This window comes from Pseudomonas sp. TE3644 (assembly GCF_056278815.1).
Map to the genome: position 1 here is coordinate 668,611 of NZ_JBWBQF010000001.1, position 22,483 is coordinate 691,093.

The 22,483-nt window shown below is 62.7% G+C and carries 22 protein-coding genes and 1 pseudogene; 9 read left to right on the forward strand and 14 right to left on the reverse strand.

Translation table 11 applies throughout. From position 1 onward, the window contains the following. Positions 1–55: 55 nt before the first annotated feature. Both ACZ9GA_RS02955 and ACZ9GA_RS02960 read left to right on the forward strand, forming a co-directional pair. Positions 56–349 (forward strand): hypothetical protein, encoded by a 294-nt coding sequence (locus ACZ9GA_RS02955; protein WP_457357201.1) that lies wholly within the window; start codon positions 56–58, stop codon positions 347–349. Next, positions 346–1,215 carry a DUF72 domain-containing protein gene (locus ACZ9GA_RS02960; protein ID WP_457363591.1) on the forward strand — a complete coding sequence of 290 codons (870 nt, stop codon included), beginning with the start codon at positions 346–348 and terminating at the stop codon, positions 1,213–1,215. The genes ACZ9GA_RS02955 and ACZ9GA_RS02960 overlap by 4 nt, the downstream gene beginning before the upstream one ends. A 99-nt stretch (positions 1,216–1,314) precedes the next feature. On the opposite strand, the gene ACZ9GA_RS02965 is transcribed toward ACZ9GA_RS02960, so the two are convergent. Next, on the reverse strand, positions 1,315–1,965 hold the full coding sequence (locus ACZ9GA_RS02965; protein ID WP_457357200.1) for a DUF6124 family protein: 651 nt from the start codon (positions 1,963–1,965) through the stop codon (positions 1,315–1,317). On the opposite strand from ACZ9GA_RS02965, the gene ACZ9GA_RS02970 reads away from it, so the two are divergent. Further along, positions 1,940–2,626: an extensin-like domain-containing protein gene (locus ACZ9GA_RS02970; RefSeq protein WP_457357198.1), complete on the forward strand. Its 687-nt coding sequence runs from the start codon at positions 1,940–1,942 to the stop codon at positions 2,624–2,626. The two genes, ACZ9GA_RS02965 and ACZ9GA_RS02970, sit on opposite strands and share 26 nt — an antisense overlap. On the opposite strand, the gene ACZ9GA_RS02975 is transcribed toward ACZ9GA_RS02970, so the two are convergent. Further along, complete coding sequence (locus tag ACZ9GA_RS02975) at positions 2,623–3,240, reverse strand: energy transducer TonB (protein WP_457357197.1); 618 nt, start codon at positions 3,238–3,240, stop codon at positions 2,623–2,625. The genes ACZ9GA_RS02970 and ACZ9GA_RS02975 overlap by 4 nt on opposite strands. Positions 3,241–3,333: 93 nt before the next feature. Here ACZ9GA_RS02975 and ACZ9GA_RS02980 point away from each other — a divergent pair, with 93 nt between their 5' ends. The 3 genes from ACZ9GA_RS02980 (at position 3,334) to ACZ9GA_RS02990 (ending at position 7,865) form a co-directional block, all read left to right on the forward strand. Further along, entirely contained in the window at positions 3,334–4,116 is a 783-nt protein-coding gene (locus ACZ9GA_RS02980) for a class I SAM-dependent methyltransferase (protein ID WP_457357195.1), read from the forward strand. A gap of 114 nt (positions 4,117–4,230) precedes the next feature. Further along, positions 4,231–6,405: a TonB-dependent receptor gene (locus ACZ9GA_RS02985; protein WP_457357193.1), complete on the forward strand. Its 2,175-nt coding sequence runs from the start codon at positions 4,231–4,233 to the stop codon at positions 6,403–6,405. A 98-nt stretch (positions 6,406–6,503) separates the two neighbouring features. Then, positions 6,504–7,865, forward strand: a complete 1,362-nt coding sequence (locus ACZ9GA_RS02990; protein WP_457357191.1) for a Fic family protein — start codon at positions 6,504–6,506, stop codon at positions 7,863–7,865. Between the two features lie 94 nt (positions 7,866–7,959). On the opposite strand, the gene ACZ9GA_RS02995 is transcribed toward ACZ9GA_RS02990, so the two are convergent. The 3 genes from ACZ9GA_RS02995 to plsB all read right to left on the reverse strand — a co-directional run bounded on the left by ACZ9GA_RS02995 (position 7,960) and on the right by plsB (position 11,619). Further along, positions 7,960–8,649 carry a DUF4197 domain-containing protein gene (locus ACZ9GA_RS02995; protein WP_457357189.1) on the reverse strand — a complete coding sequence of 230 codons (690 nt, stop codon included), beginning with the start codon at positions 8,647–8,649 and terminating at the stop codon, positions 7,960–7,962. Between the two features lie 26 nt (positions 8,650–8,675). Continuing rightward, a complete protein-coding gene (locus tag ACZ9GA_RS03000; protein ID WP_455926050.1) occupies positions 8,676–9,074 on the reverse strand; it encodes a YbaY family lipoprotein in 399 nt (132 codons plus the stop codon). Positions 9,075–9,135: 61 nt separating this feature from the next. After that, on the reverse strand, positions 9,136–11,619 hold the full coding sequence (gene plsB, locus ACZ9GA_RS03005) for a glycerol-3-phosphate 1-O-acyltransferase PlsB (protein ID WP_457357187.1): 2,484 nt from the start codon (positions 11,617–11,619) through the stop codon (positions 9,136–9,138). A gap of 193 nt (positions 11,620–11,812) precedes the next feature. Between plsB and ACZ9GA_RS03010 the strand changes: the two genes are divergently transcribed. After that, positions 11,813–12,022, forward strand: coding sequence for a cold-shock protein (locus tag ACZ9GA_RS03010; RefSeq protein ID WP_455926052.1), 210 nt, complete (start codon positions 11,813–11,815; stop codon positions 12,020–12,022). 81 nt (positions 12,023–12,103) lie between these two features. Here the strand turns inward: ACZ9GA_RS03010 and ACZ9GA_RS03015 are convergent, their stop codons facing one another. From ACZ9GA_RS03015 to dapE, 3 genes are read right to left on the reverse strand one after another with little or no spacing between them, the layout of a single operon-like run. Then, positions 12,104–12,481: a hypothetical protein gene (locus tag ACZ9GA_RS03015; protein WP_457357185.1), complete on the reverse strand. Its 378-nt coding sequence runs from the start codon at positions 12,479–12,481 to the stop codon at positions 12,104–12,106. A 17-nt stretch (positions 12,482–12,498) separates the two neighbouring features. Beyond that, on the reverse strand, positions 12,499–13,317 hold the full coding sequence (locus ACZ9GA_RS03020) for a putative RNA methyltransferase (RefSeq protein WP_457363590.1): 819 nt from the start codon (positions 13,315–13,317) through the stop codon (positions 12,499–12,501). Next, on the reverse strand, positions 13,317–14,468 hold the full coding sequence (gene dapE / locus ACZ9GA_RS03025) for a succinyl-diaminopimelate desuccinylase (RefSeq protein ID WP_457357183.1): 1,152 nt from the start codon (positions 14,466–14,468) through the stop codon (positions 13,317–13,319). The genes ACZ9GA_RS03020 and dapE overlap by 1 nt, the downstream gene beginning before the upstream one ends. Positions 14,469–15,048: 580 nt before the next feature. On the opposite strand from dapE, the gene ACZ9GA_RS03030 reads away from it, so the two are divergent. Continuing rightward, on the forward strand, positions 15,049–15,219 hold the full coding sequence (locus tag ACZ9GA_RS03030) for a hypothetical protein (protein WP_457357181.1): 171 nt from the start codon (positions 15,049–15,051) through the stop codon (positions 15,217–15,219). A gap of 48 nt (positions 15,220–15,267) precedes the next feature. Here the strand turns inward: ACZ9GA_RS03030 and ACZ9GA_RS03035 are convergent, their stop codons facing one another. Continuing rightward, complete coding sequence (locus ACZ9GA_RS03035) at positions 15,268–17,859, reverse strand: glycosyltransferase (protein WP_457357179.1); 2,592 nt, start codon at positions 17,857–17,859, stop codon at positions 15,268–15,270. Positions 17,860–18,094: 235 nt separating this feature from the next. Between ACZ9GA_RS03035 and tcdA the strand changes: the two genes are divergently transcribed. After that, on the forward strand, positions 18,095–18,895 hold the full coding sequence (gene tcdA, locus ACZ9GA_RS03040; protein WP_457357177.1) for a tRNA cyclic N6-threonylcarbamoyladenosine(37) synthase TcdA: 801 nt from the start codon (positions 18,095–18,097) through the stop codon (positions 18,893–18,895). A 100-nt stretch (positions 18,896–18,995) separates the two neighbouring features. Here the strand turns inward: tcdA and ACZ9GA_RS03045 are convergent, their stop codons facing one another. The 5 genes and pseudogenes from ACZ9GA_RS03045 to ACZ9GA_RS03065 all read right to left on the reverse strand — a co-directional run. Continuing rightward, entirely contained in the window at positions 18,996–19,400 is a 405-nt protein-coding gene (locus ACZ9GA_RS03045; protein ID WP_457357175.1) for a SufE family protein, read from the reverse strand. Then, a complete protein-coding gene (locus ACZ9GA_RS03050; protein ID WP_476226247.1) occupies positions 19,397–20,602 on the reverse strand; it encodes an aminotransferase class V-fold PLP-dependent enzyme in 1,206 nt (401 codons plus the stop codon). The genes ACZ9GA_RS03045 and ACZ9GA_RS03050 overlap by 4 nt, the downstream gene beginning before the upstream one ends. A gap of 57 nt (positions 20,603–20,659) precedes the next feature. Beyond that, on the reverse strand, positions 20,660–21,694 hold the full coding sequence (gene dapD, locus ACZ9GA_RS03055) for a 2,3,4,5-tetrahydropyridine-2,6-dicarboxylate N-succinyltransferase (RefSeq protein ID WP_457357173.1): 1,035 nt from the start codon (positions 21,692–21,694) through the stop codon (positions 20,660–20,662). Positions 21,695–21,735: 41 nt separating this feature from the next. Further along, positions 21,736–22,086, reverse strand: a complete 351-nt coding sequence (locus tag ACZ9GA_RS03060; RefSeq protein WP_457357171.1) for an ArsC family reductase — start codon at positions 22,084–22,086, stop codon at positions 21,736–21,738. Positions 22,087–22,203: 117 nt separating this feature from the next. After that, positions 22,204–22,419 (reverse strand): annotated as a pseudogene (locus tag ACZ9GA_RS03065) (helix-turn-helix domain-containing protein); the annotation flags it as partial. Between the last annotated feature and the right edge of the window lie 64 nt (positions 22,420–22,483).

The following is a 22,483-nucleotide window of genomic DNA, read 5'->3' on the forward strand; positions in this document are numbered from 1 at the left end:
TGCTTACCTGTCCAGGTGCCGCTAAATTGCCATCATCGGTTTAGAGTAAGCAGTTATGCGTGTAGACGGCTATTCGTCGAGTTCCTACCCCATCAAACGCAAGCCCCGCAAGGCGCCGGCGCAGGTAGACGACGGCGAAGACATTGAAGGCGACTTCGAGGTCCAGTCCACCGCGCAGCGCAGCGCCCCCCGTGGCGGTGCGGTCAGCAACCTGCCGGCGCGTCCGCAGGACATGATCTTCCACCGCGCCATGAGCCGCCGCGTGGCAACCGCCCTCAGCAGCTACCTCACCACCTCAGGTTTCGTTGACTGGGATGGCGAAGTGTTAGGCCTGGACGTCCATATCTGACAGTGTCATTGCTGCCGTACTACCTCGGTTGTCCTTCCTGGAGCGAGCTGGCCTGGCGCGATCACCTGTACCCGGAAAACGCCCGCCCGGCTGACTTCCTGCAGCTGTATGGCCAGGTGTTCAACGCCGTGGAAGGCAATACCACCTTCTATGCGCAACCCAGCCCCGCCACGGTGGAACGTTGGGCGCAGAGCATGCCCGAGCATTTTCGCTTTACCGCCAAGTTTCCCCGCGAGATCAGCCATGGGGCTGATTTGCGCGCGCTGCTGCCGGCGGCTGAATCCTTTGTGGGGTTACTCAAGCCGCTGGGTGGGCGAGTGGCACCGTTTTGGCTGCAATTGCCAGCCGCGTTTGGCCCTCATCGGCTGGCCGAACTGATGGCCTTCATCGACGAACTGCAGCAGCCGGTGGCCGTGGAAGTGCGTCACCCGGCGTTCTTTGCCCGGGGGGATGAAGAACGCATGCTCAATCGCCTGCTGATGGCGCGCGAAGTTGAGCGTATCTGCCTGGACCCGCGGGCGCTGTTCAGTTGCACCCTGCAGACGCCTGCCGTACTGCATGCCCAGGACAAGAAGCCCAAAGTGCCGCCGCGGCCCACGGCGTTCAGCCTGAGCCCGCAGGTGCGGTTTATTGGGCATCCGGAGGTAGAGGCCAACGATACGTTTCTGTTGCCTTGGGTGGAGAAGATTGCGGGGTGGATCGAGGAAGGGCGTACGCCGTATATCTTTCTGCATACCTCGGATAACCACCGGGCACCGATACTGGCGCGGCGGTTTCATGGGCAGCTGATGCAGCGGTTGCCGGGGTTGCCAGCGTTGCCGGAGCACCCTCGTGAGCCGGTTGCCGAGCAGTTGGGTTTGCTCTGACTTCGTAGCCGCTGCCGCCAGGCTGCGCTGGCCCCAAGGTTCACAAAACATCTCCAGCGAGGCACAGGGCCAGCGCAGCCTGTCGGCAGCGGCTACAGGCTAGCGGTGCAGCCCTTGAATCGCCGCGTCCACCAGTGGCTTGGCCATCTCCACCAAGTGATACACCGACATCCCCTGCTTGCGCTCATGCCCTTGCAGCCCATCGGCGTGCTCGTATGCCGTGCTGGCGATGCAGTCGAGCAGGTGCGAGGCGTGCAGCAGGGCTTCCTCGGCGGGCAGGCCGGGGCGGACGGTGAAGAGTTTGAGGTTGGCGGTGGTTAGGGGGCCGAAGGGGAGTTCGGTGGTGAAGGGACAACCTTGGGGTTGTTTTAAAAGCAGTCGGCGGTAGATTGGGGTGGGGGCTGGGATGGGCCTGTCTTGATAGGTGTATCGCGCTTTAGATCGCGCGCCGCCCGCGCGGCGCTTCGCGGGCAGAGCCCGCTCCCACGTTTGTTTCGGGCCAGTTATGCCAGTGCCATCACCTGGTCCGCCTTTTTTGTCCACTGCAGATCTGTGTTGGTGCGACCAGGCGCACCACCAATCTACAGCGGGGTACGTTGCAACCAACGTGGGAGCGGGCTTGCGCGTCAGGCGGCGAAGCGCCGCGCGGGCGGCGCTCGATCTCAAGGGCGCCAGAAAGCCAACGACAAGCACCCAAAACAGCACCCAGGCAGAGACCAGCACCATGCAAATCCCCAAAGGCCTGATCATCCTCTTGCTCCTGGCCATCGCAACCTGGCAGGCAATGCGCCACCTCCCACCCGCCTGGAACCCCTGGGCCCCCCTCGACGTGCGCGATCCCCCCAACCTGCTGACCCGCTACAAACTTTCGCGCCTGTCCAACAACCCGACCTTGTGCGAACAGGCACTGGCCACCTCCCAACTGCGTACAGCTGCTCAGCTGGACAGCCCCGGCGGCGCCACATGCCCGCTCAAGGGTGTGGTGCGGGTACAGGGCGGGCAACTGCGGCTCAGCAGTTCATTCCTGGCCACCTGCCCATTGGCGGTGGCCTATGCGCTGTTCGAGCGGCACACCCTGGTGCCTGCTGCGCAAGCAATGCTCGGCGCGCCGGTTGTGCAGGTCGATCACCTGGGCAGCTACGCCTGTCGCAACATCTATAACCGCGCCGAAGGCCGCCGCAGCCAGCACGCCACCGCCAATGCCCTGGATATCGCGGGGTTCAGGTTGGGGGATGGCAGGCGTGTCAGTGTGCTGGCCGATTGGGCCAGGCAGGATCAGGTAGGCAGTTTTCTGCGCCAGGTGCACGACGGCGCCTGTGACAGCTTCAATGTTGTGCTGGGCCCGGCGTACAACGCGGCCCATCGCAACCACTTTCACCTGGATATGGGCGGCTGGGCGGTGTGCCGTTAGGCGGCCAGGCGCAGGTTGTTGACGATCAGCGGGCGCGCCCACTTGGTGTCATACGCAAATTGTTTGTCCTGCTCTGCCAGGGTCTCGGCGTCGAAGGGCACATGCTTGTCTGCCAAGTCCCACTCGAATTCAGCAATCGGCAGGAACAACGACTTGGGTTCCGGCGCAGGGCCTGGTTCAGGCTGCGGCTGGTTGGCATTCATCACCACAGGGCGTACCCAGCCATTGTCGTAATCGAGCTGCTTTTGCTGGTCGACAATTTCTTCAGGCGGGTAGGGCGGGGCAGGCTTGTCCAGCAACTCGGTCTCGAACTCCGCCTTGGGCAGGAACAGCGGCTCGGGCGGGCGAACTTCGGTATCCTGCACATCGCACAGGCGCTGGGACAGGATCTGCGCCAGTACATCACCACCACCGGCAGGTTCTACTTCGGGGTCCTGCGCAACGTCAGGCAGGGCCAGCGCGCCGTCGGCCTGATCACCCACCTGGTCAGCCATCGCCTGGGCGAAGAAGTCCGACCACAGGTGGCTGATGCCACCCAATGCCTGGGTGTTCTGGCGGCTGAAGTCGCCGTGGGGCGAAATGTAGCCGATCGAGGTGGTCTGGAGGTTGCTCATGGCACTATTGGGCGCTGGCTCTGGCAAAATACCGGATACATTCGTTATCGGCCGAATTGGCCGATCTTTAAATTTTTTGAGTAGTGGATTTTCATGGCAGAGCAGCAAGCGCCGGTGCGCATCCGTGTCGAGGCCCAACACAGCGCCCTTGAACCCCAGGCCCAGGCCTGGGCACAACGCCTGGCGCTGCCCATGGCCATCGACGATGCCGAATTCGCCCTGCAGGCCACCGAAGCCGGCCTGCAATTGCAGCAACTGGGGCCGGATGCGCCGGGCCCGGTACGCGTGGACTTCGTCGAAGGCGCCGTGGCGCACCGGCGCCTGTTTGGTGGTGGCAGCGGGCAGATGATCGCCAAGGCCGTGGGCATCCAGCAGGGCGTGCGCCCACGGGTGCTGGACGCCACGGCAGGCCTGGGCAAGGACGCGTTCGTACTGGCCAGCCTGGGCTGCGACATGAGCCTGATCGAACGCCAGCCCATCATCGGCGCCCTGCTGGAAGACGGCCTGGCCCGCGCCCAAGGCGATGCTGAAGTGGGTGCCATCGTCGCCCGCATGCGCTTGCTAAAGGGTAATTCGATTGAGCTGATCCGCGGTTGGGAAGGTGAGCCGCCGCAGGTCATCTACCTGGACCCGATGTTCCCTCATCGTGAGAAAAGTGCGCTGGTGAAGAAGGAAATGCGCCTGTTCCGCCCCCTGGTGGGTGACGACATGGATGCCCCGGCGCTGCTGGCTGCTGCCCTGGAACTGGCCACGCACCGGGTGGTGGTGAAGCGTCCGCGCAAGGCACCGTGCATTGAGGGGCCCAAGCCCAGCCACAGCCTTGACGGCAAATCCAGCCGCTATGATATCTATCCGAAAAAGGCGCTGAAACCGTAGGGATTTCCGTCCTACAGACGCGAGGTAGGACGCTTCCTGATTTTTGCGGCGGCGGTTTTTTCCTGATTTCGGCCCGTAGACTTCCTGCTCAAATTCTTGGGGAGGAAGGTTTTCATGGCAGATCAACGCAAGGCATTTACACGACCGGCCAGCGGCCTGGCACTGATGTCGTGCTCGTGGCTGGCATTCGCCGACGGCGCGCCGATGCAGCTCGAAGCGGTGGAGGTAGGCGCTGAACGTGAGCGGCAACGCTACAAGGCCGACCGTTCAGCGTCGTCCAAGCTCACCGAATCATTGCTCGACCAGCCGCAGACCATCACCGTGGTCAACGAGCAGGTCATGCGCGAGCAGAACGCCCTCAGCCTGCGCCAGGTGCTGTCCAACGTCTCTGGCATCACCTTCGATGCTGGCGAAGGGGGCGGCGGTTCGGGCGACCTCATCAACATCCGTGGCTTCAATGCCACCAGCAACGTGCTGATCGATGGCCTGCGCGACAGCGCCCAGACCACCCGCAGCGACAGCTTCAACCTGCAGGCGGTCGAAATCATCAAGGGCCCGGACTCGGTATTCGGCGGCGCGGGCACCACGGGCGGCATCATCAACCTGATCAGCAAGACACCCCAGGCCGATGCCTTCACGGAAGTGGGGGCGGGCGTGGGCACCGATCACTACCGTCGTCTGGTGCTGGACACCAACCAGCCGTTGTCCGGGGTAGGCACCGGCAGTGCGGTACGGCTCAACCTGATGGCCCACGGCAATGACGTACCCGGTCGCCCGAGCATTGACCGCTCCCGGTGGGGGCTGGCGCCCTCGGTTCTGCTGGGGCTGAGCGATGACACGCGGCTGACCTTCAGTTATCTGCACCAGGAAGACGACAACCTGCCCGACTATGGCCTGCCCACCTATCGCGGCAAGGTGATCGAGGGCGTCAAGCGCGACGCCTATTTCGGCTGGCGCAACCTGGACAAGGACCGCATCACCACAGACCGCTTGAGCGCGGTGTTCGAGCATGAGTTCAGCGAGTCAATGTCCCTGCAGAACCGTCTTCGCTATGGCCGTGTTGAACGCAGCGGCGTGGTGTCCGCTTCACACGTGGATCGCGACGGCCTACCGCCCGGCAAATACCGGCCTGCCGGCCCCCAGGGTTACGGGCGCGATATCGTGACCGATCAATGGCTTAACAGCACAACGCTCACCAGCCGTTTCGACACCTTCGGCATCGGCCACGCACTGGTCACAGGCGTTGACGTTTCCTACGAGCGCTATCGTCGCGACACCAGCCTGTACGACATTCGCAAACAGTCCGCCGACAAGCAGTTCGATCTCAACAACCCGCCCGGCCGTTGGACCGGCCCGCTCAACCGCGAGCGCCTGGCGTCCATGCGCAACCGTCTGCAAACCACTGCCGTCTATGCCTTCAATACTCTCAGCCTCAGCCCCGCCTGGGACCTGACCCTGGGCCTGCGCCACGACTGGATCGACGGCAGCAGCCTGGAACGCAAGCCTGAAGGCGGGCACACCGAATACACAACCCGGGACGCCTTCCTCAGCCACCGCGCAGGCCTGGTGTACAAGCCAGCACCTAACGGCCGGGTGTATCTGGCTTACGGCAATTCCTTCAACCCAAGCGCCGAGCACCTCGTCACGGGCGGTTATGGCGTGGGCGAACAGACCCGCAACACCCCTCCCGAAACCAGCCGTACCTGGGAGCTGGGCACCAAGTGGGACTTGCTGGCGGGCGACCTGCAGTTGAACGGCGCCCTATTCCGCACCCAGAAGGACAACGTCCGCGAGAAGCTGGAAACCGGCCAGGTGCTGCTGGCGGGCCTGCAACGGGTGCAAGGGCTGGAACTGGGCGCCGTCGGCCACCTGAGCGAAGACTGGCAGGTGACGGCGACCTACACCTACCTGCAAAGCGAAACCCTGAAATCCAGGACCAACCCAAAAGCCGAAGGCCATACCTTGGCCAACACCCCGCCGCGCTCGTTCAGCCTGTGGACCACCCACCAGTTACCGGGTGACTGGCGAGCGGGCTACGGCCTGCGCCACGTCAGCGAGCGCAACCTGCGCAATGACGAGGCCTACAAGGTGGATGGCTACTGGGTGCATCAGGCGATGCTGGGGTATCAGGTGAGCAAGGAGCTGGACGTGCAGTTGAACCTGGACAACCTGTTGAACGCCAGGTACATCGAGCGGGTGCGCACGGTGACGGGGAATAACAAGCGGTCTTCGGCGGTGGAGTTTGGGGATGGGCGGTCGGCGGTGTTGTCGGCGGTTTATCGGTTCTAATGATGCCGTCATCGGCTTGTCTCAATTTCTACGGAAATTGAGATGAGCTTCAAAAATGAGGTATTGTTATCTCAACTTAGCCGATTATTGAGACAGTTATGCTCAAGCCGCCTCCGGCCATCCTTAGTCTGAGCGGGGTCGCCAGCCACCCGGCTTTCGCCCCGGCGGCAGGTGAGTACCTGGCGTTGCATAAACCCTTGGATGACAAAGGGCGGTATCTTCATTTTGATGATTTGCGTCATCGCTGGCCGGCGAACCTCGTGCCTATCCTGTGCTGGTCTATGGTGAAGTCGGCGCGCATCAGTGCACAGTTGCCGGTAATGCCGCTTGACCAGCCTGCCCGTTGGTCCTCGTGGTGTTCAACGCCGATGATTCAGTCTGCAGTTACGCTGGTGGATCGGCAGGCAAGCGCCGCAGCACTGGAGTACATGACCAGCAACCTGGGTGAAAAAGAGCATTTCAGGTATCTGCTGAACGACCTGATTGAGGACGAGGCCATCAGCAGCAGCCAATTGGAAGGCGCAGCCACCACGACCCTGGTGGCCAAGGATCTGCTCAAACGCCAGCGCGTACCGCGCACGCCCGATGAGCGAATGATCCTGGGCAATTACCGAATGATGAGGTTTGCCTGGGAACAGCGGCACGTACCTCTCAGCGTAGGCTTGATCGAGCAAATGCATGAGGTGGGTGTCTCCGGCATCGACGATGACAAATACGCCCCTGGCCATTTGCGCAATCATGATCAGGTGGTGGTGCAGGATGGGGACGGCAACGTCGTGCATACCCCGCCGCCAGCACAAGGCTTGGAACAGCGGTTGCAACGCCTGGCTGACTGGATCAACGCCGCCCCTGCCGATCTGGAGGCTCCCGACTATCTTCATCCGCTGATCAGGGCGATCGCGCTGCATTTCGCGGTGGGCTTTGAACATCCGTTTCGCGATGGCAATGGTCGAGTCGCCCGGGCGTTGTTTTACTGGTTCATGTTCAAGAATGACTACAGCGCGTTTCGCTACATCGCCATCAGCGTTCTACTCAAAAATGCCCCGGTGAAGTACGGACGTTCCTACCTGTGTACCGAAACCGATGATCTGGACCTGACCTACTTCATCGATTACCAGTGCGCGGTGATCAAGCGAGCGGTCAGCGGGTTCGCCGAGGTGTATGCCCGTAGCCTTGCCGATGCCCAGTCGTTTGAACAATGGCTGAGGGGCTCAGAGGTGTTCAGGCACCTCAGCGAGCATCAGCGGGCGATTCTTCAGGTGGCCAGGGTGGGGAAGGGCTCGGAGTTCACTGCTGTTACGGTCAAGGAAAACCTGGGGTGTTCCTACAACACGGCATCGGCCGCATTGAATGGTTTGGTGGACCTTGATTTGTTCATCAAGACCAAGCGTGGCAGGGAGTGGATATTCACCATGGCCGAACAGATGGATATCCGGCAAAACTGGGGCAGCGCCTTGTAGCCGCTGCCGCCAGGCTGCGCTGGCCCCTTTGTACGCTGAAGATTTTCAGCGGGGCATAGGGCCAGCGCAGCCTGCGGCAGCGGCTACAGACTGATTACAGCGCGCCGAAGACTTTCTTCGCCAGGCTGGTAGCCGCCTGCGCAGGGTTCTTGCGGATGCTGGCTTCCTGGTTGGCGATTTCCTTGAACAGGCCGTTCAGGGCTTGCTCGGTCACGTAGCCTTCCAGGTTCGAGTCCTTGCTGTCGATCACGCCCAAGCTGGCGGCCTGGCCGGCAAAGCTGTTGAATTTCTGCGCCAGGCCGACCTTGTCGGTGGCTTGCTTGACGATGGGCAGGAACTTGGCGCGGATCTGTTCGCGGCTGGTCTTGCTCAGGTATTGGGTGGCCGAGTCGTTGCCGCCGGTGAGGATGCCCTTGGCGTCGGTAACACTCATTTTCTTCACGGCGTCGACCAGCAGCGCCTGGGCCTGCGGTACGGCGGCTTCGGCTGCCTGGTTCATGCTGGTTTCCAGTGCGTCGACCTGGGCGCCCATGCCGAATTTCTTCATGGCCTTGGCAGCCTTGCCCAGTTTGCCGGGCAGTTCGATGCGCACGTCAGGGTTGTTGTTGAAGCCGCCAGGCGTGCCCAGTTGCTTGACCGCCACCTGGGCGCCTTGGGTCAGGGCATCTTTCAAACCGCCGCTGGCGTCACCCTGGGACAGGCTGGAAAGGTCCAGGGCAAAGGCTTGGGTGCACAGCAGCAGGCCGGCCATCAGGCCTGCGAAGGGAGCGGAGCGACGAAGCATGGAAGCGTCCTTATCGGAAAAAGTGTTTAGCGAGCGGGGTTGAGGCGGATCCGCAACGGCTGCGGGTCTTTGCCATCCAGGTGCACGGTGTGCTGTTCGGTGGTAATGAACAATAGCTGACCGTCGGCCTCGATGCGTGCGCTGACGGCATAGCGATGGCCGGGCTGGATGTGACGGGGGTCGTACTGAAGGTGGAACGGCAGCGGCACCTGGCCTTTGATCGGGCCATTCTGGCTGGCCAGTATCTGGGCGGGCGCATCGGCCAGCGAGACGTCCTGCAGGCTCACGCTCAAGGTGGCGGTGGGTGGCAACGCCATGCGTTGCAGGTAGAACACTTCGCCGTCCAGATTTGCCTCGGGGGCGCCGTCGAAGGTGCTGCACGCGCCCAGCAGGGCGCTGAACAGCACGAGGGTCAGTTTCTTCATGGGCAGATCTCCGTATCGAATGCAGCAACAGTGCACAGGATACGGATAATCGCCCGATACTTCAGCTCCCCTGAAACGCCTCGTCACTGCGATGCAGTGCTACCTGGCGAATCGACAGGCGAATCTCGGCCGGCAGCACGCGCTTGGCCGCGCCTTCGGCCAGCTCGCCCAGCAACGCGTGGTAGCCCAGCTTGCCGGCGGCGTCGCGGGTGACCACGCCCTGGTCGAGCAAGGTCTGGATGAAGTGGCGGAACAGGCTCTTGTCGAAGAACTCCGGCGCATTGAGGCCATGCAGGATGGACAGACGCTGGGCCATGATGGTGCACAGGTCTTCCAGCTCTTCGGCGCTCAGGGCATGCTGGCCGCCGTTGATCAGCAGGGCGATGGCCATGTAGAAGCGTTGCAGGGTCTGGGCAATGCTGCGCGACAGCAGGGTCAGCAACACGAATTTGCGCGAGCTGGGCGCGGGCCGCAGGTACACCTGGTTCTCGAAGCGCAGCAGGCCTTGTTCGACGAAGGCCTCCAGCCACTGATCGACCACGGCATCCAGCTCGTCCATGGACCAGCGAATGAACAGCTCCGACTGCAGGTACGGGTACAGCGCGCGGGTGTAGCGCAGCAGCTGGTCGCGGCTCATGCGCGAACTGCTCTGGAAGAAGCTGGCCAGCAACGCCGGCAGGGCGAAGATGTGCAGCACATTGTTGCGGTAGTAGGTCATGAGCACGGCGTTCTGCTCACCCAGGTACAGAATCTTGCCCAGGGCGTCGCTTTGCTCGGACAGCAGGTCCATGGCCTTCACATGCTCGATCAGCGCGCGGCCGTCGCCTTCAGGCAGGGTGGTGTGCGGCGAGTAGGGCACCTTGCGCAGCAGCGCCAGATACAGGTCCAGCACCCGTGCCATGGCGCCATCGTCCAGGGCCAGGCGTGTGGTGGACAGCAGGGCCAGGGCCACCAGGTTGACCGGGTTCACCGCCGCCGCCTCATTGAGGTGACGCGCTACCCGCGCGCCCAGGCGGTGGGTGGTGTCGTGCAGCCACTGGGGTTTGAATTGCGGCCCCAGGTCCTGTTGACGCCAGTCGGGCTGTTCGCTGTCGAGGAATTCTGCCAGCTTGATCGGCTCGCCGAAGTTCACCGCCACCTGGCCGAAACGCTGCTTGAGTGCGCCGATGACCTTGAAGATGTCGAAGATCGATTCTTTTTTCTTGCTGGCGCCGCGCAGTTCGCCCAGGTAGGTGCGGCCCTCCAGCACGCGCTCGTAACCGATGTACACCGGCACGAAGACGATGGGCATGCGCGAGGAGCGCAGGAAGCTGCGCAGGGTAATGGCCAGCATGCCGGTCTTGGGCTGCAGCATGCGCCCGGTGCGCGAGCGCCCGCCTTCCACGAAGTATTCGACCGGGAAGCCCTTGGTGAACAGGGTGTGCAGGTATTCGTTGAACACGGCGGTGTACAGCGGGTTGCCCTTGAATGTACGACGCATGAAGAACGCGCCGCCGCGACGCAGCAGGCCGCCGATCACCGGCATGTTCAGGTTGATGCCGGCAGCAATGTGCGGAGGCGTCAGGCCGTTGCGGAACAGCAGGTACGACAGCAGCAGGTAATCGATATGGCTGCGGTGGCACGGCACGTAAATAACTTCGTGGCCGGGCGCGATGTCCTGCACGCCTTCGATGTTGTTGACCTTGATGCCGTCGTAGATCTTGTTCCAGAACCAGCTGAGCACCACTTCCAGGAAGCGGATGGCGGTGTAGGTGTAGTCCGAGGCGATCTCGTTGCCATAACGCAAGGCCTGGGCTTCGGCTTTTTCCAGCGGGATGTTCTGGCGCTCGGCCTCTTCGGCGATGGCCTGGCGTACCTGGCTGTCGTGGATCAGACCCTTGACCAGGTTACGCCGGTGGGAAATATCCGGACCAATGACCGCGGCCTTGAGGTTACGAAAATGCACCCGAAGGAGGCGCTGGGTCATGCGTTGGGTGCGTTCGGGGCCTTTGTTCTCGGCCACCAGCTCGCGCAAATGGATGGGCGCGGAGAACTGTACGCGGGTCTTGCGGCCCAGGATCAGGATGCTGACAAGCTTGCGCAGCCGGCCTGTAACCGCCCAGCTGTCGGCGAACAGCAGCTTCCAGGGGCTGGACTCGCTGGCCGGTGTCTGACCCCAGAACACGCTGACGGGAATGATTTGTGCATCTTCTTCGGCGTTCTGGCTAATGGCCGCTATCAGGCGTTCCAGAGTCGGCGGTGCTCCACGCTTGTCGTGGCGGCCCAGCCAGTCGGGTTCCGGCGTGAGGTAGAAGAAGGCGGCGGGCTCCAACAGCTCGCCGACGGCTACCGGCAATACCGGGCGTGGCAGGCCAGCCTTGGTGCACTCGGTGTCCAGCACGGCCAGGTCCGCGGCCGAGGGCGACTGCAACACGTAGAACACCGGCCGACTGCGGTCCAGGTTCAGGGTGAAGGACGACTGGTTGATGGTTTCGGAGCGAACCCACAGGTACAGCAGTCGGCGCAGGGTGCCAAAGGCGAAGCGGCGGAACGGGAAACGGGTCATAAGGGCTGTGCTTGCTTAAAACGATGATTGGCACTGTACAGGGTCGATCCTCTGGCAAAAAGCGCCGCCGTCATAATAATTGTGTCGGGTGGGCTCCAGAATGGGGGCGCCCCGTACGAAGGGATGCGCGCCAGGTCCAGGCAAGGGCCGGCGGCAACAGCTGTTCCATAAATAGAAAAAACGGAGTAGTGCGATGTCGTCTCGTGAGACAGGAAGCGTCAAATGGTTCAACGATGCCAAGGGCTATGGCTTTATCCAGCGTGAGGGCGGGGCCGATGTGTTCGTGCACTACCGCGCCATTCGCGGTGAGGGGCATCGGTCGCTGGTAGAGGGGCAGCAGGTGGAATACGCCCTGGTCAACGGCCCGAAAGGCCCGCAGGCCGAGGATGTGCAGAGCGTGTAATCGGCTAGTGTGGGAGCGGGCTCTGCCCGCGAACGGCCATTGCGGTGATTCGTTCGCGGGCAGAGCCCGCTCCCACGAAGATCAGCTGGTACGCCAGGTGATCTGCTCTTCGCCGTCGGCGCTGACACGAATCCAGGTGTCGGCGCTTTCTTCGCCTTCCTCTTCTACCCAGCTGCCCGGTGCGCAGCGCACTTCAACCTGCAGGGCGGCAAAGGCTGCGCGGGCGCAGGCAATGTCGTCGTCCCACGGCGTCTGGTCGCTTTCCAGGTACAGGCTGTTCCATTTGCCTACGGCCTTGGGCAGCCAGGTCACGGGCACGTTGCCGGCCTTGCACTTCCAGGTCTGGCCTTTCTGTACCCAGTCGCTGCAAGGGCCCAGGGCCTGGGTCAACCACGCGGCAATGGCCTTGTGGTCGACGTCGGCGTCCTTCAGGTAAATCTCGATATCGGGTTGGCGCATGGGCGTACTCTCGGGAATCAGGGTTGCAGCACGAAATAATCGTACCGCATGGAAACGGTGACCACGAAGGGCCGTGGCTGCTCGATGACTTTGGCGCGACGTTCGGCGCTGGCGCGCCAGCCGTGGGGCGTCATGGCCAACAGGTTGGCGCGGGACGGGCCATCGATCAGCTTGATCTTGAATTTCAGGGTTTCGCTGTGGGCCAGAACCATGCCTTCGGGCACTTGCAGCAAGTGCTTGTCGTCGACGTACTCGCGCACTTCGTCGTACAGCTGCTCGCGCAGTTCCATCAGGTGCTCGCGGGTAGGTCCCACGCGCATCAGGCCCCCACCGGGCACCAGCAGGCGCTTGGCCTCTTGCCAGTCCAGTGGGCTGAACACGCTGGCCAGGAACTGGCAACTGGCGTCCGGCAACGGGATGCGCGCCATGCTCGCCACCAGCCAGGTGACGGCCTGATTGCGTTTGCAGGCACGTTTGACCGCCTCGCGGGAAATATCCAGCGCGTAACCGTCAGCCTTGGGCAGGGCCTCGGCGATTTGCGCGGTGTAGTAACCCTCGCCACAGCCGATGTCCACCCAGCGGCCGGGCTGGCGCTCGGCCGCAAGTTCCGCCAGGCGCTGGGCCACGGGGGCGTAGTGCCCGCCGTTGAGGAAGTCGCGGCGCGCCTCGACCATGGCCTGGTTGTCGCCCGGGTCGCGGCTGTTCTTGTGCTGCACCGGCAGCAGGTTCAGGTAACCCTGGCGAGCACGGTCGAAGCTGTGGCCAGCGGGGCATACTACGCCGGTGCCGACGCTGGCGTTGGCCAGGCCGGCGTTGCAGATGGGGCAGGTGAGCATCATGCGAGCAGTTTCACCAGGGTCTGGTAGTAGATCTCAGTCAGCACATCGAGGTCGCTGGCCAGCACGCGCTCGTTGACCTGGTGAATGGTGGCGTTGACCGGGCCCAGCTCAACTACCTGGGTACCCAGGGTGGCGATGAAGCGGCCATCGGAAGTGCCGCCGCTGGTGGAAGCCTGGGTGTCGCGGCCGGTAACGGCCTTGATGCTGGCCGACACGGCGTCCAGCAGGGCGCCCGGCTCGGTCAGGAACGGCAGGCCCGACAGCGCCCAGTCCACGTGCCAGTCCAGCTCGTGTTTGTCGAGAATGGCGGCCACGCGTGCCTTCAGGGCTTCTACCGTCGATTCGGTGGAGAAGCGGAAGTTGAACACGGCGGTCAGGTCGCCCGGGATGACGTTGGTGGCGCCGGTGCCCGAGTTCAGGTTGGAGACCTGGAAGCTGGTCGGCGGGAAGAACGCATTGCCGTTGTCCCAGTGCTCGGCGGCCAGTTCGGCCAGGGCCGGCGCGGCCAAGTGGATCGGGTTGCGCGCCAGGTGCGGGTAGGCCACGTGGCCTTGCTTGCCGCGCACGGTCAGGGTCGCGCCCAGTGAGCCGCGACGGCCGTTTTTGACCACGTCACCCACCAGGGTGGTGCTCGATGGTTCGCCGACGATGCACCAGTCCAGGCGCTCGTTGCGCGCGGCCAGGCGCTCGACCACGGCCTTGGTGCCGTGGTGGGCCGGGCCTTCTTCGTCGCTGGTGATCAGGAAGGTCACCGAGCCGCGGTGGTCGGGGTAGTCGCCGACAAAGCGCTCCGCCGCCACCAACATGGCTGCAAGGCTGCCTTTCATATCTGCCGCGCCACGGCCGCAGAGCATGCCCTGCTCGTCGATAAGGGCGTCGAACGGGTCGGTCTGCCAGGCGCTGACCGGGCCGGTAGGCACCACGTCGGTGTGGCCGGCGAAGCACAGTACCGGACCTTCCTGGGTGCCGTGACTGGCCCAGAAGTTGTCGACGTCTTCGATGCGCATCGGCTCAAGCTTGAAGCCGGCATCACCCAGGCGCTGCATCATCAGCTTCTGGCAGTCGGCGTCCACGGGGGTGACCGAAGGGCGGCGAATCAGGTCGCAGGCAAGCTGCAGCGTCGGCGAAAGGTCGGCGTGGGCCGTCATGGGAAAGACTCCGGAAACAGGGCAAGGCGCTTGGAAAGAGGGCGACATCTTAAAGCAAAACGGACGACGGCGCAGGGCCAACGAGATTGGCGGGGCTGGCGCACTCCTCTAGCCTGCGGCAGCAACTGGCTAGAAGGGGAGCGACAGGAATGGTTCAAAAGGAGAAGCTTCCTACAGAAGTGTCGGAGACAACCGGCATATTTCCTTATCGCGCCTCGGCAGAATGTTCCTTACGCCCTGAATGCCAATCATGGAGGCAATGGAATGTATCTGGACGATAAGGCAAGTGCCGAGGGTGAGGTGGTTTTCATCGAGAACCGCAGGACGCTGATGGAACCCGAAAACTGGTTTCCGAAACCGAAAAGCTGAGAGCAGAGACTGTAAAGCTGAAACGCGAAGGGATGCTCTATCCAGCGTTGGTTGGCGCTGCCGTCGTTACCGCGCTTGCGGGCATCTGGAACAAGTTTTGAGATGGGATATTGGGTCGCAACGCCCAGATGGCGAAACAGTTTGGCGGATTTTCAACATTGCTCCAGTTTTGGAGCCACACTAGGCTGTGGTGAATATGAGAGGTATTCCCATGAATAATGCAACGGAACGACATCAGGCTGCCATCGACAAAGCCATCGCACGGCTAGATGAGAGCATGGGCCGGAAGGAGTCCTGGGCCGAAACCTATGGACTCATCCCCTTTTCCGTAACCTTCGTCATAGGTCTTGGCGTATTGATTGTTCATCGTTTTTTGTCGTAGCGCGCCGATACCCCATAAAAAAGGCCCGCATCTGCGGGCCTCTTCGGGTTATTGCGCTGTCACCGGTTCCGGCGCCGGCGCCGGCTTGGGCAGCGACGACAAAAACGCCATGATCAACGCCGCCAGGTACGGCAGCGACTGCACCAGCAACATGGTCACCCAGAAGCGCATATCGGAGCTCGGCAGGCCCTGCACGAAGCAGATACCACCCGCCGCGCCCCACAGCAGCAACATGATGAACAGCTCTTCACGGGCTTCCGAGATGGCCACCAGCAGCCCATGGCTGTCGGCGTTTTTGGGCGTGCGGAAGAACGGGATGCTGGTGGTGAAGAAGCCGTATAGCACCGCCTTGGCGATGGTGTGCGACAGCGCCAGGCCCGCCAATGCAGCAGCGAACGCGTCCTTGAGGTTTACGCCCACGGCGCGACGGTACAGGAATACGATCTTGCCGACCTTGAACACGAACAGCGCCAGGGGCGGAATCGCGAAAATCAGCAGCGGCGGGTCGACCCGTTGCGGCACGATGATCATCGCCGCCGACCACAACAGGGCGCCCACGGTGAAGAAGATGTTCATGCCGTCGGCCACCCATGGCAACCAGCCTGCCAGGAAGTGGTAGCGCTGGCCGCGGGTCAGTTCGGTGTCCTTGCCGCGCAGCAGGCTGGCGGTGTGGCGCTTGATGATCTGGATGGCGCCGTAGGCCCAGCGGAAACGCTGCTTCTTGAAGTCGATGAAGGTGTCGGGCATCAGGCCCTTGCCGTAGCTGTGGTGGTAGTACGCCGCCGACAGTCCCTTTTCGAATACGCGCAGGCCCAGTTCGGCATCTTCGCAGATACACCAGTCGGCCCAGCCCAGCTCTTCGAGCACCGTGCGACGGGTCATGGTCATGGTGCCGTGCTGGATGATCGCGTCACGGTCGTTGCGGGTCACCATGCCGATATGGAAGAAGCCCTTGTACTCGGCGTAGCACAGCTTTTTGAAGGTGCTTTCGTTCTGGTCGCGGTAGTCCTGGGGCGATTGCACCACGGCGATCTTCGGATCGGCGAAGTGCGGCACCATGTGCTTGAGCCAGTTCTTGTCCACGCAGTAGTCGGAGTCGATCACGGCGATCACTTCGGCATCCGGCGCGGTGTGCGGGATCAGGTAGTTCAGCGCACCGCCCTTGAAACCGGCCAGTGGGGCGACGTGGAAGAACTTGAAGCGCGGGCCCAGTGTTTCGCAGTACGCCTGCACCGGTTCCCAAACGGCCGGGTCCTTGGTGTTGTTGTCGATGATCAAGACTTCATAGTCCGGATAATCCAGCGCGGCCAGGGCGTCCAGGGTCTGTTTGACCATGTCTGGCGGTTCGTTGTAACACGGCACGTGGATCGACACTTTCGGCCGGTAGTTTGAGTCGCCCTCCACCGGCAGGAATTCACGGCGGCGCTTGTGGGTCCATACGGCTTCAGCCAGTTCGTGGGCCTCGGTCAGCAATACGATGAATACGCCCAGGGCGCCCAGGGCCAGGAGGAAACCGACCGTCAGGCTGAACCAGGTGCTGTATTGCTGGCTGTAGTCATAGCCGATCCACACCAGCACCGACCCGCACAGGAAGGCGATGAAGGTCAGGAAGGTGCGGCCGCGTTGGCGCAGCGCCGAACCGTCGATCAGCAGCAGGGCCAGCGACAGCATGGCCAGCACCACCGAGCCTACGGCCAGTACCCGCCATTGCGGGATGGCCACTACCGGGCCTTCGAAGTTGAATTTCTGTTGGCGCGCAGCGTTGAAAACGCCCCAGTAGGCGCCCACCGAGCCTTCGTCGCTGGCTTTCCATGGCTGGTCGTACGCTTCAATCACGAAGTAGTTGTAGCCCTGGCGGTTGAGCTTGTTCACCAGGGTACGCAGGTAGACGGCCTGATCCGCCTGGGTGGCGTCGGCGCCACCGCGCATGCGGCCGTTGCTCGGCCAGCCCACTTCAGACAGCAGCAGCGGCTTCTTGGGGAACATGTGCTTGAGTTCCCGCGCGCGGTCCAGGACGAACTGGCCGGCCTTGTCCATCGGGATGAACTCCCAGTACGGCAGGATGTGTGCGGCAATCAGGTCAACGTGTTTGGCCAGGGATGGATTGTGTTCCCAGATGTGCCACTGTTCGGACGTGGTCACCGGTACTTTCACGGCGGCGCGTACGCGGTCCAGGTAGGCCTCCAGGTCCTTGACCGTGACCTCCTTGCGGAACAGCGCTTCGTTACCCACCACCACACGCACCACGCTGCGGGTGCTGTTGGCCAGTTCGATGGCCTTGGCGATTTCGCGCTCGTTACGCTCAAGGTCCGGGCTGATCCACACGCCCACCGTCACCCGCAGACCGAACTCTTCGGCGATCTTGGGGATATCGGCCTGGGTGCCGTCCACCGAGTAGATGCGGATGCTGTCGGTCAGCTTGCTCATCTGCTCAAGGTCCTGACGCATTTCGTCGTCAGTGGGGTATTGCTCCTTCTGCGGGCTTTGGCCCAGGCGGAACGGAGAATAGGAAAAACCGGAGATCTGTTCAGGCCAGTCGGGGGCGGTGACCGGGCGGTTGATCAGCGCCCAGAAACCTGTGAATAGGGCCGCGATCGCGACGACTACCACCAGGTTGAGACCAAATTTACGCGATGACATGGGGGCTTGGGTTCCGAAGCGGGGGAACGGGGGAGTGCCGGCGACAGGCGCCGAACCGGCGCGCATCCTACTCTGCACGTTACAAGTGTGTATAGGAGATGTCCGAAAACATACGTTTAGATTGGAATTTTTTGGTTAAGTTCTTGCCTGCTATTAGTTGTAGCGCATTAAACGCAGCAGGTGATCTAAGCCCGTGACACGCCTATAATGCGCGCCGGTTTTTGAGGTCCAGGTCATGAGCACAGAAGATCCACGTTTCGAAGGTGTTACCCGGCTGTATGGCCGCGAGGGCATGCAGCGCCTGCGCGCCGCCCATGTGGCCATTGTCGGCATCGGCGGCGTGGGGTCGTGGGCGGCCGAGGCCATGGCCCGCAGCGGTGTGGGAGAGATCTCGCTGTTCGACCTGGACGATGTGTGCGTGAGCAACACCAACCGCCAGTTGCACGCGCTGGAAGGCAATGTCGGCAAGGCCAAGGTCGAGGTGATGGCCGAGCGCCTGCGCGCCATTAACCCTGCGTGCACGGTGCATGCGGTGAGCGACTTCGTCACCCGCGAGACCATGGCCGAGTACATCACCCCTGACCTGGACTTTGTGATCGACTGCATCGACAGCATGCTGGCCAAGGCGGCGCTGATTGCGTGGTGCAAGCGGCGCAAGATCGGCATCATCACCACGGGCGGCGCGGGCGGGCAGATTGATCCGACGCAGATCAAGGTGTGTGACCTGAATCGTACGCACAATGACCCATTGGCTGCGAATGTGCGTTCCTGTTTGCGCCGTGATTATGGTTTTTCGCGCAACACCACCCGCCATTACAGCGTGCCGTGTGTGTACTCCACGGAACAGCTGCGCTACCCCGACAACAAGGGGGGCGTGTGCCTGACCAAGGCGTTTGTGGGGGAGGGGGTGAAGCTGGATTGTGCCGGTGGGTTTGGTGCGGTGATGATGGTGACTGCGACGTTCGGCATGGTGGCGGCGGCGCGGGCGGTGGACAAGTTGGTGGCGGGTGTTCGGCGTCCTTCAGAACGCGCCTGAGCAAGGCTGCGCGCCGCCTGTTTCGCGGACACAGTCCGCTCCTACAGGATTGCGTGGGCCCTGTAGGAGCGGACCGTGTCCGCGAAATAGTCGCCGCCGATCAACCGGCCAGTTGGGCCATGCGTTTTAGCACTGCATTCAAGCCATTGCTGCGCGAGGGCGAGAGCTGACGGCCCAGGCCCAACTGCTGGAACCAGCCTGGCAGGTCCAGCGCGTTCAGCTCAATCGCGCTCAAGCCCTCGACCCGCACCAGCAACAGCGCCAGCAGGCCGCGAATCATCCGCGCGTCGCTACCGGCACGAAACTGCCACTGACCGTCAACCTGATGTGCGATCAGCCACACTTGGCTTTCACACCCGTGCACCAGATGCTCGGCGGTTTTTTCGTCGTCGGCCAAAGGGGCAAGGCGCTCACCCCACTGCATCAGCAGCCGCGCACGCTGTTCCCAGCCTGCGGCCTGCTCGAAAGCGGCCAGCGCTTCGGCAGCCTGTGCGGGCAGGTTCATCGCAATAGCTCCAGTGATTTGTCCAGCGCCTCGAAGAAGCGCTGCAGATCGTCGCTGTCGTTGTACAGCGCCAATGACACACGAATGGCGCCGCCCAGCCCCAGGCCCTTGAGCAGCGGCATGGCGCAGTGGTGCCCGGCACGCACGGCAATACCCTGTTCGGTCAGCAGGTGGGCAAGGTCCGCGTTATGCACGCCTTCAACCACAAAGCTGGCCAGCGCCAGCTGCGGCGAGCCCAGCAAGCGGATGCCCTCGCGGTCATTGAGGCCGCGCAGCAGCAAACCATGCAGCGCGCTTTCGTGGGCCATGACGGCCTGATGATCCAGGTTGGCCAGGTAGTCCAGCGTAGCCCCCAGGCCGATGACACCGGCGACCGGCGGTGTGCCGGCCTCGAAACCCAATGGCGCGGGGTGAAAGCTGGCGCTGTGGTAGTCGGCGACATGCACCATCTCGCCGCCAAACTGCCAGTGGTTCAAATGCCCCAGGGCCTCGGCACGGCCGTAGAGCACGCCGACGCCATCCGGGCCATACAGCTTGTGGCTGGAAAAGACGTAAAAGTCGCAGCCCAGTTGCTGCACGTCATGACGACCATGGACCACGCCTTGGGCACCGTCGACCACGGTCAGGGCGCCATGCGCCTTGGCCATCGCCAGCAGCGGCTCCAGCGGTTGCCAGGCACCCAGCACATTGGACAGCTGGCTGACGGCCAGCAGGCGCGTGCGCGGGCCAATCAGGTTGGCGGCTGCCTCAAGGTCGATCAGGCCTGCATCGGTCAGCGGCAGTACCACCAGCCCAAGGCCGGCGCGCTGGGCCAATTGTTGCCAGGGCAGCAGGTTGGCATGGTGCTCCAGGGCGCTGATGACGATCTCGTCGCCGGGCCGGAACCAGGCTTGCAGCCCATAGGCCAGCAGGTTCAGGGCGCTGGTGGCGCCATGGGTGAAGATGATCTGGCTGGGGCTGGCAGCGTTGAGCCACTGCGCGACTTTTTCGCGGCTGGCTTCGAACGCCTGGGTGGCCAGGGCGCCAGGCAGGTGTTGCGCACGGTGCACGTTGGCGGCGCCGTGGCTGTAATAGTGGGCCAGTGCGTCGAGCAGGGCCTGGGGTTTCTGAGTGGTTGCCGCATTGTCCAGATAGGTCTGGTGCTGGCGTTGCAGGGCGGCGATGGCCGGGAAGTGGGCGCGCCACGGGGAGGGCTGGAACATGATATCGGGGCTCGGGGCAGTCAGGCCCGGCATAGCGCCGGGCCTGCGCGGTGCCGCTTAGTTGTGAGCGTGCAGCGCTTCGTTCAGCTCGATGGCCGACTTGTGGGTTTTGCATTCCACGGCGCCGGTTTCCGAGTTGCGACGGAACAGCAGGTCGTTCTGGTTGGCCAGGTCACGGGCCTTGACCACTTTGACCAGCTGATTGCTGTCGTCCAGCAGGGCCACTTTGGTGCCAGCGGTGATGTACAGGCCCGCTTCCACGGTGTTGCGGTCGCCCAGTGGGAAACCGATACCGGCGTTGGCGCCGATCAGGCAGCCTTCGCCCACCTTGATCACGATGTTGCCGCCGCCCGACAGGGTACCCATGGTGGAGCAGCCGCCGCCCAGGTCCGAGCCCTTGCCCACGAACACGCCAGCCGACACGCGGCCTTCGATCATGCCCGGGCCTTCGGTGCCAGCGTTAAAGTTGACGAAACCTTCGTGCATGATGGTGGTGCCTTCGCCGATGTAGGCGCCCAGGCGCACACGGGCGGCATCGGCGATACGCACGCCGGCCGGGACCACGTAGTCGGTCATTTTCGGGAACTTGTCCACCGAGAACACTTCCAGCAACTCGCCCTTGAGGCGCGCTTCCAGTTGCAGTTCGGCCAGTTCAGCCAGGTCGACTGCGCCTTGGCTGGTCCACGCCACGTTTGGCAGCAGCGGGAAGATGCCGGCCAAGCTCACGCCGTGCGGCTTGACCAGGCGGTGCGACAGCAGGTGCAGCTTCAGGTACGCCTCCGGGGTGGAGGTCAGGGCAGCATCTTCGGCCAGCAGGGTGGCGACCAGTGGCTTGTGGCTTTCGGCCAGGCGGGTCAGTACGGCGGCCTGGGCAGCGTCGACGCCTTTCACGGCTTCAGCCAGTTGCGAAGCCTGGGCGGTGGTGAAGGTGATGGCCTGATTGCCACCGGTGTAGCCCAGGATAGGAGTGATGGCGGCGACCAGCTCGGCCGAAGGCGAAACCAGTGGTTGTGCGTAGAACACTTCCAGCCAGGCGCCGTTGCGATTCTGGGTGCCGACGCCGAAAGCCAGGCTGAACAGGGTAGTGGACATGCAGTTACCTCTTTGCAAATGAATGGGGCCTGTTGCCAGCATTATTGCTGGACGGCCGCCGCATAAATATCGGGCTTGAAGCCCACGAGGGTCCGGTGGCCAAGGTCCAGCACCGGGCGCTTGATCATGGAGGGCTGGGCGAGCATCAGTTCGATGGCCTTCGCCTGGTCCAGATCGGCCTTCTGCTCGTCAGCGAGCTTGCGGAAGGTGGTGCCAGCGCGGTTGAGCACGACTTCCCAGCCGTGTTCATTGCACCATTGCTCCAGGTGATCACGGTCGATGCCCTGGGTCTTGTAATCATGAAAGGCGTAAGCGGCGCCGTGCTCGTCGAGCCAGGTGCGGGCCTTCTTCATGGTGTCGCAGGCCTTGATGCCAAACAGTGTATAAGCCATGGTTTCAAAGGGAGCGGCCCTGCGGGTGGGCCTTGCTCTGCTATCTCCTGGAAACGAATCCACGAATTATGCGGGATCGATTCTTTCGGCGCCATGACTGTTACCTTGCAAATCGATTCAAAGTTCCAGTTGCTGTGCAGTGATCCTGAACGCGGTCGCGATTTTTTCGCGGGTCACCTTCCGCGGCTTGGCCACGGTTTCCTGTTGGGCGTACGCCGACTGAGTGATGCCCATGCGACGGGCAACCTCATCCTGTGTCAGGTTCAGGTATTCGCGCCAGGCACGGATGGGGGTTAGTCCGTCGACTATACGGCTGACGACTTCGTGAGGGATCGGGCTGTAAATTGTCATGACGCGGCGTCCTGTTCAAGTTCTGTTTTCACCTGCGACCATGGTG

What these genes read in the sequence shown, in the direction of transcription:
- ACZ9GA_RS02955 (WP_457357201.1), top strand. Translation starts at nt 56, where the DNA reads ATGCGTGTAGACGGCTATTCGTCGAGTTCCTACCCCATCAAACGCAAG.
- ACZ9GA_RS02970 (WP_457357198.1), top strand. Translation starts at nt 1,940, where the DNA reads ATGCAAATCCCCAAAGGCCTGATCATCCTCTTGCTCCTGGCCATCGCA.
- ACZ9GA_RS02965 (WP_457357200.1), bottom strand. Translation starts at nt 1,965, where the DNA reads ATGATCAGGCCTTTGGGGATTTGCATGGTGCTGGTCTCTGCCTGGGTG.
- ACZ9GA_RS02975 (WP_457357197.1), bottom strand. Translation starts at nt 3,240, where the DNA reads ATGAGCAACCTCCAGACCACCTCGATCGGCTACATTTCGCCCCACGGC.
- ACZ9GA_RS02980 (WP_457357195.1), top strand. Translation starts at nt 3,334, where the DNA reads ATGGCAGAGCAGCAAGCGCCGGTGCGCATCCGTGTCGAGGCCCAACAC.
- ACZ9GA_RS02985 (WP_457357193.1), top strand. Translation starts at nt 4,231, where the DNA reads ATGGCAGATCAACGCAAGGCATTTACACGACCGGCCAGCGGCCTGGCA.
- ACZ9GA_RS02990 (WP_457357191.1), top strand. Translation starts at nt 6,504, where the DNA reads ATGCTCAAGCCGCCTCCGGCCATCCTTAGTCTGAGCGGGGTCGCCAGC.
- ACZ9GA_RS02995 (WP_457357189.1), bottom strand. Translation starts at nt 8,649, where the DNA reads ATGCTTCGTCGCTCCGCTCCCTTCGCAGGCCTGATGGCCGGCCTGCTG.
- ACZ9GA_RS03000 (WP_455926050.1), bottom strand. Translation starts at nt 9,074, where the DNA reads ATGAAGAAACTGACCCTCGTGCTGTTCAGCGCCCTGCTGGGCGCGTGC.
- plsB (WP_457357187.1), bottom strand. Translation starts at nt 11,619, where the DNA reads ATGACCCGTTTCCCGTTCCGCCGCTTCGCCTTTGGCACCCTGCGCCGA.
- ACZ9GA_RS03010 (WP_455926052.1), top strand. Translation starts at nt 11,813, where the DNA reads ATGTCGTCTCGTGAGACAGGAAGCGTCAAATGGTTCAACGATGCCAAG.
- ACZ9GA_RS03015 (WP_457357185.1), bottom strand. Translation starts at nt 12,481, where the DNA reads ATGCGCCAACCCGATATCGAGATTTACCTGAAGGACGCCGACGTCGAC.
- ACZ9GA_RS03020 (WP_457363590.1), bottom strand. Translation starts at nt 13,317, where the DNA reads ATGCTCACCTGCCCCATCTGCAACGCCGGCCTGGCCAACGCCAGCGTC.
- dapE (WP_457357183.1), bottom strand. Translation starts at nt 14,468, where the DNA reads ATGACGGCCCACGCCGACCTTTCGCCGACGCTGCAGCTTGCCTGCGAC.
- ACZ9GA_RS03030 (WP_457357181.1), top strand. Translation starts at nt 15,049, where the DNA reads ATGAATAATGCAACGGAACGACATCAGGCTGCCATCGACAAAGCCATC.
- ACZ9GA_RS03035 (WP_457357179.1), bottom strand. Translation starts at nt 17,859, where the DNA reads ATGTCATCGCGTAAATTTGGTCTCAACCTGGTGGTAGTCGTCGCGATC.
- tcdA (WP_457357177.1), top strand. Translation starts at nt 18,095, where the DNA reads ATGAGCACAGAAGATCCACGTTTCGAAGGTGTTACCCGGCTGTATGGC.
- ACZ9GA_RS03045 (WP_457357175.1), bottom strand. Translation starts at nt 19,400, where the DNA reads ATGAACCTGCCCGCACAGGCTGCCGAAGCGCTGGCCGCTTTCGAGCAG.
- ACZ9GA_RS03050 (WP_476226247.1), bottom strand. Translation starts at nt 20,602, where the DNA reads ATGTTCCAGCCCTCCCCGTGGCGCGCCCACTTCCCGGCCATCGCCGCC.
- dapD (WP_457357173.1), bottom strand. Translation starts at nt 21,694, where the DNA reads ATGTCCACTACCCTGTTCAGCCTGGCTTTCGGCGTCGGCACCCAGAAT.
- ACZ9GA_RS03060 (WP_457357171.1), bottom strand. Translation starts at nt 22,086, where the DNA reads ATGGCTTATACACTGTTTGGCATCAAGGCCTGCGACACCATGAAGAAG.